The following is a 15,246-nucleotide window of genomic DNA, read 5'->3' on the forward strand; positions in this document are numbered from 1 at the left end:
TGATCGATGCGCCGCGCCTTTCGTCCGGAGGGAGCGGTCTCCGGCGGGGCGCGCCGTGACACGGGCGTGACGGCCCGAGCGCCCGGCAGGACGCTCCGACCCAGCACGGAGAAGGAGAGCACCATGCGGATCGCCCTGGTCAACATGCCGTTCGCCGACTGGTACCGCCCGTCGGTGGCGTTGAGTCAGCTCGCCGCGCACACCGAGCGCGAGTTCGGCGATTCGGTGCGGACCGACATCTGCTACGTCAACATCGACTTCGCGCTCTCGTTCGGGGCCGGTGAATACAACCGGCTCGCCAACGAATACGGCAACCTGACCACCGGAATCGGCGAGTGGCTCTTTCGCAACCTGGCCTTCCCGGACTCCGAAGACAACACGACCGACTACTTCCAGCGCTACTTCGCCGACGAGCGATCAGGTGATTTCCGGTCCCATCTGCTGCGCATACGACACCGGCTGCGCGACTTCTGCGAAGGCGTCATCGACGACTACGGCCTCGCGACGGCCGACGTCGTCGGGTTCACCTCCATGTTCTCCCAGAGCATCCCCAGCATCGCCCTCGCGCAGCTGATCAAGCAGCGGAATCCCGAGGTCACCACGATCATGGGCGGAGCCAACTGCGAAGCCCCCATGGGCGCGGTCCTCGCCGAGCGGATCCCCGCTCTCGACTACATTTTCTCCGGGCCCGCCCTGCACACCTTTCCCGAGTTCGTCCGGCGCCTGCTCGACGGTGAGCCGGAACGGGCCGAGGCCATCCCCGGAGTGATGACCAGGCACAATGTGAGCGTCGACCGATTCCGCCGCGCCATCGGCCGGGACTGCGACATCGACGACTACGTACAGCCGGAGTACCAGAGCTTCGTCGACAAGTTCAAGGACGCGCAGGAAGCCCTGCGCGCGAGCGGCGGCACGGACGAGCCCACCCTCTACTTCGAGACGTCACGCGGCTGCTGGTGGGGAGAGCGCTCGCACTGCACGTTCTGCGGGCTCAACGGCCTGGGGATGGGATATCGCGCCATGGCCCCCGAGAAGGCCCTCGCGCAGCTCCATTGGCTCTTCGAATACCACCCGTGGTGCACCGCGTTCCACGGCACCGACAACATCATGCCGCGCAACTACCTGCGTGACGTCTTCCCCCACCTCAAGACGCCGCCCGGAGCGCGCCTCTTCTACGAGGTCAAGGTGCCCATCTCGGACCGCGATTTCCGCACCATGGCGCAGGCCGGGGTGCGCGAGGTGCAGCCCGGCATCGAGGCCCTCGCGACCTCGACCCTGAAACTCATGGCCAAGGGCACCACGTCGTTCCTCAACCTCCAGTTCCTCCAGAAGTGCCTGCGGTACGACGTCGTCCCGGTGTGGAACCTGCTCATCGGCTTCCCCGGCGAGGAGGAGGACGTCTACCGGAAGTACGCGACGGACCTGCCGAACCTGGTCCACCTGCCGCCGCCCGACGGGACCTTCCTGGTCCGCTTCGACCGGTACAGCCCGTACTTCACCAAGCGGGACGAGTACGGACTCGCGCTGCAACCCCTGGAGTTCTACCGGCTCGCCTATCCCGTGGTGCCGGACGAGCAGCTCCACGACCTCGCTTACTTCTTCGTCGACGAGAACATGGCGCCGTACCAGCTCCAGTCCATCGAGTGGATCACGAAGCTGCGTGAGCTGACCGACGCCTGGCACGCCGCCTGGCAGCAGGACACCCCGCCCCGCCTGGTGCTCACGGCCGACGGCGCCGGCGACCCGGGCGTGCTCGACACCCGGTTCCGCACCCGCCGGTGGATCCCGGTCGAACCGGAGACCGAGGCGTTGCTGCGGCGGCTCACGTCTCCCGCCCGCCCCGCCAAGCTGGCCTCCGACCTGGGCATCCCGATCGACCAGGTGCGGGCACGCCTTGCCGAACTGGCCGACCGGAAGATCCTGTTCGAGGAGAACGGCACCGTCATCAGCCTCGTCACGACGGAAGCGGCCACCGCGGAAGCCGAGGCCGACGAGGACACCGACCGCCGGCCCGAGACACTCAGCATCCTCGGCCTGTGACCGGCGCGACGGCCCCGGAGAGCGCCGGGTCGCGACGGATGTGATGCCCGGCTCGTGGAGCCGCGCCCGGGGCGCTCGCGCCTCAGAGCAGCGCCGCTCCCACCACGGCCGTCGCCGCGAGCACCACGACCGCGAGGACGTTGACCACCACGTCCAGGTTCTGCGAACGCCGCTCGGCCGCGCGGTCCAGCGTGAAGTGGGCCGGATCGGCGGGTGTGTGGTGGACCGTGACGTCACGGCCGTACGCGCGGGCGGGATCCGGCAGATGTGCCGTGCAGTGGGCGGTGACGGCCGTGCCCTCGCGGGTGGTGAACGAGACGACCGGGGTGAGGGTGGTCGAGGTGTGGCCGTCGCCCTCGTCGACGGTGACGTCCTTCAGGACCGCGACGATCCGCCCCCGCGCGGCCTCCATCGCGGCCAGCCTGCCGACGCGGTCCCGCTTGGCCCGTACCGTCCCGGGCAGGTGGACGGCCGCGAAGACCGCCCACGGCCCGCCGAAGCCGATCAGCGCCCACGGCCATCCCCAGTCGACCGCGGCGAGCGCCACGAGCCCGGCATAGACCAGGAAGAGCGCGCAGTTCGGCCCGCCGAGGCCGCGACCGGCCTGCTCGGGCAGGGTGGAGAACCGGTAGGCGTGCGGTCTGCCCGGCGGGTGGCTGACGCCGATCTCCCGGCCCTCCCACGCCGCGGTGATCACCTCGCCGCGCTCACCGTCGTTCGTCACGGTCACCTCCTGCCCGGAGGCCGGATCGCGGTACGAGACGACCACCGATATCCCGCCCGCCCGGGACCCGCCGTGACGAGGCTCCCGCACCCGCTCGATCCGCCCCGTGAGCCGGACCGTCCGCTGCGCCTTGGTCACCCCGGCCAGCGACATGCCGTACCCGACCACCGCCACCGCGCCCCACACCGCACACCACAGCACCAGGAACCCGTCCCACCCCATGCGCCCCTCCTCCTGCTTCAGCCGGTCAACTGCCGTCGCGCCGCAGCACTTTGCCCCGCCCGTCCGCCTCCAGCGTTCCCGTGCCTCCCTCACCGGTCACCACGACCCGGAGGGTGAGCGAGCCGCTGACGCCGTCGGCGGTCAGCTGCCAGCTCCGCGGCGCGTCGACGCCGAGGGTGGCCCGGGCCTTCTCGACCAGCGCGGGCACGCGATCGTAGGGCAGGGAACGCGGGTCGAACCCGGCGCCCTTCACGCCGGTGGGAGAGAACGCGACCGTCAGCAGACGGTCCTGCACGACGACGGTGAGCGCCCGGCGCCTTCCCTCGCCCCGCGTCAACGACTCGACGGCCCTGCGGAGTTCGCCCCGGTCGAGCATCGACCGGCCCGGGCCGAGGGCGACCGTACCTGTCGCCGACGTCACGGTGGTCGTCGACGACGTCTTCGTCGACGAGGAGGAGACGGACGGCCCCCGCGAGGCGCCGCCCTCGTCGGAGCCGAACAGGTCGGCGCGGAACAGCAGGAGCACGGCGGCCGCCCCGAGCAGCAGGCCGAGGAGCGTGAGCAGACCGCCGGCCAGGCTCTCCGGGGCCTCGCTCTTCATGGCGGGCCCTGGCGCCGAGTCCAGGCGCTCCGTGGCCGCCCGCTCCTCCCACTTTGGCGTGGGCCGCTTCACGATCCGCACCTTCCACGGCCGGTCCGGCGGGTACGCGACCACCACGACGCCGCGGGGCCGGTAGTCGGACAGCTCGACGAGGTTGATGTCCTGCCGGATCTCGACGCGGTAGGCGGGCGCGTCGTCCGGCGCGACGGTCAGGTCGAACCGCACCGGTACGTCGCTGGCCTCGCCCCCGACGGCCTCCCGGCTCTCGATCATCGCGAGCGCCGTGCGCGGCGCGACGGCGGCCTCACGGGCGCGGCGGGGCAGGGTGACGAGGAAGAAGCCCAGGCCGTAGGCCGCGGGCAGCGCCAGTCCGATGACGATGAGCGTCACCTTCTCGGCGAGGCACCCGCTGACGAAGGCGGTCAGCGACGCCCCGATCACACCGCCCGTGAGGAAGCCCAGGGCGAGTCCTGCGGGCGTGGGGTGCGTGGGCGGCGCGCCCGCGGTGATCGTCATGCGGCCGATTGTGCACGCCACGGGTGACGGCCGACAGACATGTGCACGACCCTCGCGGTCGTCACTCCGACCGTTTCCTCAAGCGGTACGCCCCGGCCCGTGAGGCCGGGCTGCCACGCGCCGGGCGGTCCGAGCCGGCGCGGCCGACCGGAAGCGCCCGGGCGGTCCGGGAGGCCGGGCTCAGCCGCCGCGCCGCACCCGGGCCGCCTTGCGGGCCTCGGCGAGCTTGCGGGCCTCGCTGCTCTTGCGGGACGGCCTGCCGCCGGAGCCGCCCTTCGTGTCCTTGGTGCTGCCCAGGCCGCGGAAGGGGGCGTTGTGGTTCTTGGGGCGCGCTGCGGCCGCGCCCTCGTCGAGAGGCTTTCCGGAGGGGGCCCGCGCACCGGTGATCCGGCTCAGCTCCGCCTCCCCCGACCGCACCTTGGTGACCTTGGGGGTGACGTCGGCGTCCGTCATGACCTGGCTCGTCTCGCGGCGCTGCCCCGAGAGGACGAGCGTCACGACCGTGCCGGAGCGGCCGGCCCGGGCCGTGCGGCCCGCGCGGTGCAGATAGTCCTTGGGGTCGGTGGCCGGGTCGACGTTGACCACGAGGTCGAGTTCGTCGACGTGGAGGCCGCGTGCGGCGACGTTCGTCGCCACAAGGGCGGTGACCTGCCCGTCCTTGAACTGGGCCAGGGTCCGGGTGCGCTGCGGCTGCGCCTTGCCGCTGTGCAGGGCGGCGGCGGCCACGCCGTTGGCCCGCAGATGCCGGGTGAGCTGGTCGACGCCGTGCTTGGTGTCGAGGAACAGCAGGACGCGGCCGTCGCGGGCGGCGATCTCCGTGGCCACGGCGTACCGGTCCGGGCCGTGCACGACGAGGACGTGGTGCTCGATCGCGGCGACCGCGCTGGACGAGGGGTCCACGGAGTGGACGGCGGGGTCGCGCAGATAGCCCCGCACCAGCTGGTCGACGTCGCTGTCGAGGGTGGCGGAGAACAACATCCGCTGCCCGTCGGGACGCACCTGGTCCAGGATCTCGGTGACCTGCGGCAGGAACCCCATGTCACACATCTGGTCGGCCTCGTCGAGGACCGCGACACGCACCCGGCCGAGACGGCAGCCCTTGCGCTCGACGAGGTCGTGCAGCCGGCCGGGCGTGGCGACGACGATCTCGGCGCCGTCCCGCAGCGCGGCGGCCTGCCGGCCGATGGACACTCCGCCCACCACGGTCGCGAGCCGCAGCCGCAGCGCATCGGCGTACGGGGTGAGCGCCTCGCCGACCTGCTGTGCCAGCTCCCTGGTGGGCACCAGGACGAGCGCCAGGGGCTCCTTGGGCTGCGCGCGCTGTCCGGCCGTCCGGGCGAGCATCCCGAGGCCGAAGGCGAGCGTCTTGCCGGACCCGGTGCGGCCGCGGCCCAGGACGTCCCGTCCCGCGAGCGCGTTCGGCAGCGTCGCCGCCTGGACGGGGAAGGGCACGGTCACACCGTGCTCGTCGAGCACGCGCAGCACCGCGGCCGGAAGGCCGAGGTCGGCGAAGGACACCGGGGCGGGACCCGGCGCCTCGGAGGCGTGGTCCTGCTGCCGGGCGTCGGCACGTGCTGATTCGCTCACAGAGAGCCTTCCTCCGAAGGGACCGTACCGAGGAAGGCGCGGCGGGGACGCGGCCACCGGCCAGGGACACCGAACGGAGCACCGACACGGCGACGCCGCAAACACCCGACGTTACCACGGGACGCCCCGCCCGGGCCCCCCGTGGCCGCCCCGCCCGTCGGTCGCACCGCAGCGCCCGCGAGGAGGCTCCCGGGCCCGGGCACATATGGCTCGCAAGCTCGGTTACGCCGACGCCGGTGCTCTGGTAGGGGCGCGAACAGCGTGGTGTGAACCGCCAACGGGGTGGCCCGGACCGTGGTGCGGGCCGGGCCACCCCGCCCGCCCGCCGCCGGACACCGCTGCGACACGGTGCCCGGCTACGGGCGGCACGGACCGGAAAACGGTCAGGAAACGGTCAGTGCTCGCCGCCGGTGCCGGGCTGAGCGGTCGGCGTCCACTTCTTCGCCGTCTTACCGTTCAGGTCCCAGACCACCTGGCCGCCGCGGACGGTCAGCTCCGTGGACAGCTTCTGGGTGCCGTCGAGGCGGAAGCCGAAGCTGTCCACGTACCCGAAGGTGCCCTTCTGGTTGGCGAACACCGCGATGTCGGCGGGAGCGCCCACCGAGAGGTGCCCCAGGTCGGGCCGCTTGATCGCCTGCGCGGGCTTCCAGGTCGAAGCGTCGATGACGTCCTTCAGCGGCATGCCGAGGGTGAGGAACTTCGACATCACGTTGGACATGTCCTTCATGCCCGAGTTCATGCTGCTGATGTGCAGGTCGGTGGAGATGGCGTCGGGAGTGAAGCCTTCCTTCATCGCGGGGACCGCGACGCGCCAGCCGAAGCTGCCGCCGCCGTGTCCGACGTCGTAGAGGACGCCGCGGTCACGCCCCTGCTGCATCGCCGGGTTGAGCTTGCCGTCCGAGCCCAGCTCGCCACGGTTTCCGGAATAGGCGTGCGAGTAGATGTCACCGGGGCGCAGCTTCTCGGTGAGCAGCGTCTTCAGGGGGCGCTCGGGGCGGGGCTCACCGAAGTCGACAAGGACCGGGACGTTGGCGTCCTTGCCGGCCTGGAGGGAGTTGTCGACCGGCGTCCACTCCGGTCCTTCGTAGTGCGCTGTCTTGATGCCGACGATCGTGTCCGGGTACTGGCGGGCCTTCTCGGCGGCCGGGCCCGGCTTCATGTCGCTGAGGTCCTGCTCGGCGGGGTTGCCCGCCATGCCCTTGCCGACGATGTTGAGGAAGGCGAGCACGCGGGTCTTGGAACGGTCGATGGTGTTCTTCTTGAAAAGGTCGAAGTTGGCGGCGCCCGCGGATCCCGCGTCCACTGCCGTGGTGACGCCGGAGCGGAAGGTGAACCCGTCGGGAGCGACGCCGTTCTTGCCGTTCGCGTACGCGTCCTCGGGGCCCGTGAAGAGGTGGGCGTGGAGGTCGATCAGGCCGGGCGTGACGAACTGGCCCTGCGCGTCGACGGTCTGCTTCGCGGCCGAGGCGTCTATGTACTCGGCCACCTTGGCGATCTTTCCGTCCTTGACGGCGACGTCGCGCACACCGTTGACGCGGTTCTTCGGGTCGATGACGTGACCGCGCTGGATGACGAGGTCGTACGCCTCCGCGGCGCGGGCCTTCGTTCCGGACGGTGCGCCGGTGGAGGGAGTGGCGCCGATCGTGGCGCCGACGAGCAGGGCGAGCCCTGCGGGGAGAAGGATGCGGTGGAGCCGGTCTCTCGTGGGCATGCGGGTTCCCATCTCAGATGACGGCGATGTGGTCTAGACAACTGTGCCCGATGGGATGCCCTTCAATCCGTGAGGTCGCCACGTATTTTCCAAGCCGTACGAAAGGACGATCGAATCCAGCCATATCAAGTGCCGTAGCCAGGACGGGGTTTGCCGTGCCCGAACGGTCACCGCGCTCGGCGGTCGCAGCCTTGACGCCGGACAGCGGTGCCGGTTCCCGCCGACGAGGCGATGCACGCGGCCGAAGCCGACGCCAGGCCATCCCGCGCCCGCGCCCGAGCCCTACGAAAGCGGCCACACCCCGTCGCGCCCCTTCACCTCACCGAGGCGTGTGCCCGTCATCCAGTCGGTGCGGGCCTGTTCGATGTCGGCCTGGGTGCGGCCGATGAAGTTCCACCACACCACTAGCCGCAGGAGCGTTTCGGCAGGTCAAACCATGCCGAACCTGAGGAGGTCAGCAAACTGTCAGCAGGTGGACGAGTCGGGAGCACCCGGCGCAGAACAAGGTCACTGTCGTAGATCTCCTGCGGCCGGCCCTCGTCGCCGCACTCGACATAACCTCGAAACGTGAGATGAATTCCTCGGTCTTCGGGGCGGCCCCGTCCAGCAGCCCGGCCACGTCGTCGTCGGTGTAACCGGCGCCCGCCATGTCCTCCAGTTCGGAGAGGACTTCTTCTTGGCGGTCTCGTCGTCGACATCGACGAAGGTCGTCGCGATCTCCGTCCACCCGAGAGCTTGGGCAGTCGGACAAGTGTGGATGCCAGCGAGGATCGCGTTGCCGCGCTTGTTCACGACGATCGGTCGGTACTGGCCGTTGGTCTCAAGGCTGGCTTTGACGACCCCGACCTTGCCCCGGCGCGGGTTGCGCTCATACGGGGTGATGCCGCCGGGGGCACAGCAAGCGACTTGATCGCCTCGTGGATCACAAGAGCCATCCTTTGCGTAAAGGGCATACGCAGCCCGGACCAGCGCAAGGCGATCGAGCAGAAGGGCTGCACTGCGAACAAAGATGCAGGTGAGAGCTGTTCCGAGCGCATGCCTAGCAAGCATCTCCCTACTCCGCCCCACTCCGCCATCAAGCGAGATGCTTTGCATCTGGAACTTTGCTTGTTGCCGAACTCGACTGCTCCTGTTCACCTGTCAGCTGCCAACGGTCGCCATGCTGATAGGGCTCCGATCGACCAGCCCTTCATCAATCAGAGGAGGAACAGATGCGAAGACCTCGGTTACACCACTCACTGCTCGCAGTTACGGTCACTGGACTGCTCGCAGCGTTCGTTTCGCCCGCTGCTGCCGAGGACCCGGAACCGCTCACCGATCCAGCCGAGGCAGTCGAGTTAGCCAGAGAGCTCGGCGACGATCGAACCGCTGGCGTCTACTACGAGGGCGCGCGCCTCACCATCGCGGTCACCGATGAGCCTGCCGCAGACTCGGTCCGGGAGATCGGCGGAACACCGAAGACCGTCTCTCGGAGCACGGACGACCTCGAGGCCATCCACGCCGCGCTGGACCAGGAACTGGCGGGGATTCCCAACACCGCCTGGGGTGCCGACCCAAGCACGAACCAGGTTTCCGTGGACGTCTACGACGGTGTATCCGCAGCCGATCACGCCCGGATCGAAGCGGCCGCCGCCGCCCGGGGGTCCGGGGTGCGCATCCAGAAGGCAGCCGGCACGCTGAAGACCTCTGCCTCCAGTATGCGCGGTGGCCTTGGTATCTCCTCCAGGGATTGGACGTGCAGCTCCGGATTCAACGCCACCAACTCCTCCGGGGAGAGGTTCATGCTCACCGCCGGGCACTGTCAGGTGGGTGGCAACTACGACTGGAGTCGCGAGAGCAACAACGTCTACCTCGGCAAGCAGGTCGGCTTCCAGTTCGAACCCGGTGACTGGGCGGTCATCGACTACCGGAACCCGGAGGTCACGGCCTACGGCGATGTCCAATACAAGAACGGCACTCAGCAGGGCATCACCAACTCCCGTCAGGTAGTGGACGAGGAGAAGGTCAAACGGGTGGGAACGACCAGCCAGGATCTGGTCGGCAAGGTGACCCGCCCCAGCACGACGGTCAACTACCCAGAGGACGGGGTCACGCTCTACAACATGATCGAGACGACCCTCTGCGCCAAGGGCGGCGACAGCGGAGGGGCTCTGTTCACGGGGACAACCGCACTGGGCCTGGAATCCGGCAGTACGGATTACACCCCGCAAAACCCCCGCTGCGGTGATCACGTCGACTCCGACTACGCTGACTGGCGGTCGTACTACCAGCCGATACAGCCAGTACTGAACAGCCGCGGCCTTCGCATCTACTGAACCGGATCCACCTGCCCTGCACGGCGGCCCATGCGGAGAATCATCAGCAGGACCGATGTGTTGACACCAGCAGGGTCGGCGCCTAGGAGCCTGCGCATTCGAGATGCAAGCGTTCCCGCCGACGACATTCCCTAGCACACGCGACGCATGGGATTCCGGAACAGCATGGGTGTGCCGTCCCCGCGCCGCTCGGGGGCGGCATACCCATTGGGTATCAGCATCTCCACCGCCAGGTGCGGCAGGGCCATGTGCGCTCGAACCTGCCGAGAGATCGATACGTCACAGGGACGGCAGGGCATCGGTCCTGCAGCTCGCCACCAACAGCCATGGGGACCCCATGCATACGACGACCACACGTGCCACCCCTGCCCTCATCGCTCTCCTCCTCGCCGGCTTCGGCTCTCTCACTGGTTGCGGCGGCGAGGACTCCGACGACCGCAGCGTGCAGCCACGCCCTACGAGCACGGCACCGCCCGGCCACGCCCACACCCGCGCCCGCCACGTCGCGGACGCCTGGGATGGCTCCGCAGCAGCCAAGGCGTGGCGTCAGGGCTACCACCCGATGGCGGAAGTGGTCCAACTTCCCGATCACGGCTTCCAGAACGACGCGGACAGGCGCGCCTACGCGACCCACAACTTTGAGCTCAGCGGTCAGCTCCCTCCGGCCCAAGGCATGGATGGCAAGGTGAATTGGGAGGAGGGAGAGTCACTCGCTGTACCGCTGATCAGCGCGCAGGAAGCCTACGACGCCCTGGACCGCAACAGCAGCGAGGGGCCGCGCCTCGCAGTGACCGCCGCGAAGCTGGGCAAGATGACCATAGTCACCCACCGCGGCCCAGCGACCGTCCCAGCCTGGCTGTTCACTGTGGAAGGCTACGACAGCCCGCTCAGACGAGCTGCCGTCAGTCCATCGCCACTGCCTGAGCCGCCGATCGAACCCGCAGTGGAGGGGGCCGCCGGTGGTCTGAGGCCGCTGGACAGGCTGGTCAAGGTCAGCCGAGACGGCCACTCCATCACCGTCATGGCGACGCATGGATCTTGCGACGACGGCCCGGCTGTGAAAGCACTGGAGACTGGCGGCAGCGTCGTCCTGTCAGCATCTCTCACCGGTAAGAAGTCGACCGGCCCGTGCACCAGCGTGCAGCGGCGTCAGGAGATGACCGTGAAGTTGGACCAGCCCGTGGGCAACCGTGTCCTCTTGGACGCCTTCACCGGTCGCCCAGTGTCGCAAGGCTAGGGGCAACGTCCCCTTGATGCATCGCCCCGGCGCTCCCGGTACCGATCTTGCTGAGTCCGGGGCCCCACCCCCTCTCCTGCACTGAGGGTTTGATTGGGCAGGCCGAGAGCGGCCCGCCCGGAGCGCGCACAGGGGCCAGGCAGCGGTTGAGGAAGTCGCGGTGCCACACGAGCATCCCGGACGGTCCGGCTTCAGGGGCCTTGTGCTGCTGGCAGGCCAGCCACGGCGCGTGGAGCCAGGCGACCACGTCGTGGTGCTCCTGCCGCTGCCTGCACCAGGGGGTCGGTGGTGACCTCGGCACCGTAGGTGTCCGTGAGGCCCGCACACCTGCGACCAGCCGGAACAGGCCCGGAACAAGGGCCGACCCGTCATCAGCAAAGTCGGCATCAGGTCAGCAAGAGTTCGACTGAAGCCGACCACACCCGCCCACGGAGTGGAATCACGTGCGACGCCGCCAAGGCCGCCGGCGGGCGAGGGGAGGCAGTCTCCCCGAAGGGCCCAGCAAACACTCCGCCGGCCGTCCTCGCCCACCACCTTGAGCCGCCCCCACCCATAACCCCGCAGGTCAGCGCGCCCTCCCCCGGGCCTTCAACGGCACCGGCGGCAACTCGGGTGCGGGCAGCGGTGCCCCGTCGTAGCCCTTCACCTCGCCGAAGCGCGTGCCCGTCATCCAGTCGGTGCGGGCCTGTTCGATGTCGGCCTGGGTGCGGCCGATGAAGTTCCACCACATGATCAGCTCCTCCTCGAACGGCTCGCCGCCGAGGAGCATGAGGCTCGCGTCGGACGCGGCGCGTACGGGGAGTTCGGCGCGGCCGCAGCCCAGGTAGAGCATGGAGCCCGGGAGCAGCGGGACGCCGTCCACGTGGGCCTCGCCGGACATGGACAGGACGGCGTACTCGAAGTCGGGTTCGAGGGGGAGGCGCAGGTCGGCCCCCTGGGCGAGGGTCAGGTCCGCGCCGACGATCGGGGTGTACGTCGTACCGGGCGACGTGGTGCCGTCGAGGGAGCCGAGCAGGAGCTTCGCGCTCAGGCCCGGCGCCGTGACGACCGGCAGGTCGGGGTGGTGCTCGAAGTGCGGCTCGGTGTGGCGGTGGGTGTCGGGCAGCGCCACCCACAGCTGCGCGCCGTGCAGGAAGCGGGCGTGCGACTTGGGGCTCTCCTCGGAGTGGGAGATGGCCCGGCCCGACGTCATCAGGCCCAGCTCGCGGGGGCGGACCGTCTGGAGGCTGCCGGTGCTGTCGCGGTGCACGACCTCGCCCTCGTGCAGCCACGACACGGTCTGCAGGCCCATGTGCGGGTGCGGGGGCACCTGCATGCCGGGCTCATCCGCGATGTCGTCCGGGCCGTAGTGATCGACGAAGCACCAGGCGCCCACCATGCGCCGCCCCAGGTTCGGCAGGAGCCGACGGACCTCGGTGGCCTCGCCCAGTCGCACGTGCCGAGGGCTGAGGAGTTCCCGCACCGGTTCCGCGACGACGAACCCACGGCCGCCGCAGTGGCCCGGTACCGCCTCGCGATCAAGATTGCTCATGCCGCACAACCTAGTCCCGCCGGACCCGGCCCGTCAGCATCCGCCTTCGTGCCGCCGGGCGCCCGCCCGGGGGGCGCCTCCCCGCCGACGGGACGAGGCACCGGGACGACGTAGTGGAATATTCAATTACCTACGTCTGTTGTGTGCCGTCGAGGAGGCAACAGTGAACATCACGTACTACGACCACGGGACCGCGGCCGAGCGCTGGGAGCGGGCGGGGCAGTTCTTCGACGCCAAGGAGTACGCGACGGCGGCGCGCATCCTCGCCCCGCTGGCCGACGAGGTGCCCGAGCAGGTCGCCCCGCGGCTGCTCCTCGCCCGCTCCTACTACCACTCGGCCCAGCTCCGCCGCGCCGAGACCGAGCTGCGCGCGGTCCTGGACCTCGACCCCGTCGAGAGCTACGCCCGGCTGATGCTGGGCCGCACCCTCGAACGGCAGGGCCGGGACGCGGAGGCCGTACCGCACCTGCGGATGGCGGCCGCGCTGAGCGGTGAGCCGACGCCGTAGACCGGGGCGCGTCCCCCGCGTCAGGGCTCGCCCAGGGTGAAGCCCACCACCGCCCCTCCCCCGGGCCTGGCCCTGGCGAACACCGTGCCCCCGTGGGACGTCGCCACGTCGCGGACGATGGACAGGCCGAGGCCCGAGCCGGGGAGGCTGCGCGCGGCCGGGGCGCGGTAGAAGCGGTCGAAGACGCGGGCGAGGTCGGTGGCCGCGATGCCAGGGCCCCGGTCGTAGACTTCGACGCGGTCGGCAGAGACCTCCAGGTCGATGGGGGCGGTGCCGTCGCGGTCGAACTTGGCGGCGTTCTCCAGGAGGTTGGTGATGGCGCGCTGCACCGCGGCGGGCCGGGCCCGTACCGGCTCGTCGCCGTGCGCGTGGACCGCGATCTCACGGCCGGTGCGGCGGCGCGCCACCGCCGCGGCCTCCTCGGCGACCTCGGCGAGGACGACGTCGACGGGCGGCTCGTCGTCGTGGCGGCCCGCCGCGAGGGCGACGAGTTCGTTGACGAGGTCGGTGAGTTCACGGGACTCGTCGGCCAGGTCGGCGACCAGCTCCGCCCGTACGGGCGGCTCCAGTTCGTCGATGCGGCGGAGCAGCGCGATGTTCGTCCGCAGCGAGGTGAGCGGCGTGCGCAGTTCGTGCCCCGCGTCCTGGACGAGTCGCCGCTGGTCGTCCTCGGCCCGCGCGAGGCGGCCCAGCATGCGGTCGAAGGAGCGGCCGAGCCGGCCCACCTCGTCGCTGCCCGCCACCGGCACCTGCCGGTCGACGCGGCCGGTCTGCGCCACGTCCTCGGCCGCGTGGGCGAGCCGCACCAGGCGCCGGGTGATGCGGCGGGCCAGCCACCAGCCCGCCAGGGCGGCGGCAAGGACCACGAGCGTGGCGAGCAGCAGCGTGCGCCGCTGGAGGCTGTGCAGCAGGTCCTCGGTGTCGCTGAACTGCCGCGCGAGCTGGACCGCGCCCTGGCCTTCGCCGAGGGAGACGGTGACCAGCCAGTAGTCCCCGTGGGCGAGTTCGACGTCGCGGCGCGTCACCACGCCGGGCCGCCGCGCGGCGGCCGTCGCGCGCTCCTTGTCCCCCACCGGGAGGCGGCGCCTGCCGCGCTCGGTGACCCCGCCGCGGGGGCCGAGCACCTGGGCGTCGGAGCGGGTGGGCCGCAGCAGGTCGTCGCGTACGCCGTCGCCGTCGAGGTCGGTGGCGACGGAGATGCTCGTACGGTGTCTGCGCACCTGCGCGCGCAGGTCCTCGACGACCTCGTTGAAGGCGGCGTGCTGGTCGCGGCGGATGAGGCGGGCGGCGGCGTCGTAGCTGAGGAAGCCCACAAGCAGGGTCACGACGACGGCGACCGCCGCGAACGAGGCGGCGAACCGCGTGCCGAGGCTGACGCCGACGCGGGCGCGCGGCCCGCGCTCGCCGACCTTCACGACGCCCGCAGGACGTAGCCGACACCCCGCACGGTGTGGATCAGCGGGGGCGCCCCGGGCACGTCGAGCTTGCGCCGCAGATAACCCACGTACACGGCGAGGTTCTTGGAGTTCGGCCCGAAGTCGTAGCCCCAGATGCGGTCGTAGATCGTGGGGTGGTCGAGGACGATGCCCTCGTTGCGGGCCAGCAGGTGCAGCAGGTCGAACTCGGTGCGGGTGAGGTCGACTTCGCGGGGTCCGCGCCAGACGCGCCGCGCCCCGGGGTCGATGCGCAGGCCGCCGCCCGCCGTGACGACGCCTTCCGGTCCGCTGCCCGCACCGGGTATCGCCGTTCCGTCCACCCGCCGCAGCAGCGCGCGCAGCCGGGCGAAGACCTCGTCGACCTCGAAGGGTTTGGCCACGTAGTCATCGGCTCCCGCGTCGAGTCCGGCGACGCGGTCGGCGGTCTCCACCCGGGCGGTGAGCATCAGGACGGGGATCCTGCTGCCCTCGGCGCGCAGCACGCGGCACACCTGGAGGCCGTCGATGCCGGGCATCATCACGTCCAGGACGAGCAGGTCCGGCGGTTGCCGGTGCGCGGCCGCGAGCGCCTGCACGCCGTCGGCGACGGCCGTGACGCGGTAGCCCTCCAGGGTCAGGGCGCGCTCCAGGGCGTTGCGGATGGCGCGGTCGTCCTCCGCGAGCAGCACGGTGTGCGGGGGACCGCCGAGAGTCGGCGTGTTGCTGAACGGCTCGGTGTGCGGCATCCCGTCAGTCTGCCAACCGCCCCCCTCCCCCCGGCGCGGGCCCAGGTTCTTACCGTCCTCTCACCGTGGCCGTCATTCCGGCTTACCCGGGCA

General features: G+C 70.6%; 11 protein-coding genes and 1 pseudogene. 4 read left to right on the forward strand and 8 right to left on the reverse strand.

Translation table 11 applies throughout. The features are described from left to right. Nucleotides 1–123: 123 nt before the first annotated feature. Nucleotides 124–2,040: a RiPP maturation radical SAM C-methyltransferase gene (locus AC07GB_RS06615; protein ID WP_478842245.1), complete on the forward strand. Its 1,917-nt coding sequence runs from the start codon at nucleotides 124–126 to the stop codon at nucleotides 2,038–2,040. Between the two features lie 82 nt (nucleotides 2,041–2,122). Here the strand turns inward: AC07GB_RS06615 and AC07GB_RS06620 are convergent, their stop codons facing one another. From AC07GB_RS06620 to AC07GB_RS06635, 4 genes are all read right to left on the reverse strand, one after another. Then, nucleotides 2,123–2,986, reverse strand: coding sequence for a DUF3592 domain-containing protein (locus AC07GB_RS06620; protein WP_478842247.1), 864 nt, complete (start codon nucleotides 2,984–2,986; stop codon nucleotides 2,123–2,125). A gap of 25 nt (nucleotides 2,987–3,011) precedes the next feature. Further along, nucleotides 3,012–4,103 carry a hypothetical protein gene (locus AC07GB_RS06625; protein WP_478842249.1) on the reverse strand — a complete coding sequence of 364 codons (1,092 nt, stop codon included), beginning with the start codon at nucleotides 4,101–4,103 and terminating at the stop codon, nucleotides 3,012–3,014. Nucleotides 4,104–4,283: 180 nt separating this feature from the next. Continuing rightward, nucleotides 4,284–5,690 carry a DEAD/DEAH box helicase gene (locus AC07GB_RS06630; RefSeq protein WP_478842251.1) on the reverse strand — a complete coding sequence of 469 codons (1,407 nt, stop codon included), beginning with the start codon at nucleotides 5,688–5,690 and terminating at the stop codon, nucleotides 4,284–4,286. 394 nt (nucleotides 5,691–6,084) lie between these two features. Beyond that, a complete protein-coding gene (locus AC07GB_RS06635) occupies nucleotides 6,085–7,401 on the reverse strand; it encodes an amidohydrolase/deacetylase family metallohydrolase (protein ID WP_478842253.1) in 1,317 nt (438 codons plus the stop codon). A gap of 1,211 nt (nucleotides 7,402–8,612) precedes the next feature. Here AC07GB_RS06635 and AC07GB_RS06640 point away from each other — a divergent pair. Beyond that, nucleotides 8,613–9,716, forward strand: coding sequence for a S1 family peptidase (locus tag AC07GB_RS06640; RefSeq protein WP_478842255.1), 1,104 nt, complete (start codon nucleotides 8,613–8,615; stop codon nucleotides 9,714–9,716). 337 nt (nucleotides 9,717–10,053) lie between these two features. Next, nucleotides 10,054–10,953 carry a hypothetical protein gene (locus tag AC07GB_RS06645; protein WP_478842257.1) on the forward strand — a complete coding sequence of 300 codons (900 nt, stop codon included), beginning with the start codon at nucleotides 10,054–10,056 and terminating at the stop codon, nucleotides 10,951–10,953. On the opposite strand, the pseudogene AC07GB_RS06650 reads toward AC07GB_RS06645, so the two are convergent. Further along, nucleotides 10,925–11,258 (reverse strand): annotated as a pseudogene (locus AC07GB_RS06650) (DUF4913 domain-containing protein); the annotation flags it as partial. The gene AC07GB_RS06645 and the pseudogene AC07GB_RS06650 sit on opposite strands and share 29 nt — an antisense overlap. A 260-nt stretch (nucleotides 11,259–11,518) precedes the next feature. After that, nucleotides 11,519–12,484, reverse strand: coding sequence for a pirin family protein (locus tag AC07GB_RS06655; RefSeq protein WP_478842259.1), 966 nt, complete (start codon nucleotides 12,482–12,484; stop codon nucleotides 11,519–11,521). Between the two features lie 163 nt (nucleotides 12,485–12,647). Here AC07GB_RS06655 and AC07GB_RS06660 point away from each other — a divergent pair, with 163 nt between their 5' ends. Beyond that, nucleotides 12,648–12,992 carry a tetratricopeptide repeat protein gene (locus AC07GB_RS06660; RefSeq protein ID WP_478842261.1) on the forward strand — a complete coding sequence of 115 codons (345 nt, stop codon included), beginning with the start codon at nucleotides 12,648–12,650 and terminating at the stop codon, nucleotides 12,990–12,992. 20 nt (nucleotides 12,993–13,012) lie between these two features. Here AC07GB_RS06660 and AC07GB_RS06665 read toward each other — a convergent pair whose 3' ends face one another. After that, complete coding sequence (locus tag AC07GB_RS06665) at nucleotides 13,013–14,407, reverse strand: sensor histidine kinase (protein ID WP_478842263.1); 1,395 nt, start codon at nucleotides 14,405–14,407, stop codon at nucleotides 13,013–13,015. Continuing rightward, nucleotides 14,404–15,153, reverse strand: coding sequence for a response regulator transcription factor (locus tag AC07GB_RS06670; protein WP_478842265.1), 750 nt, complete (start codon nucleotides 15,151–15,153; stop codon nucleotides 14,404–14,406). Before AC07GB_RS06670 ends, AC07GB_RS06665 begins: the two co-directional genes overlap by 4 nt. Nucleotides 15,154–15,246 lie beyond the last annotated feature (93 nt).

It is taken from the genome of Streptomyces sp. NPDC045778, assembly GCF_056431945.1.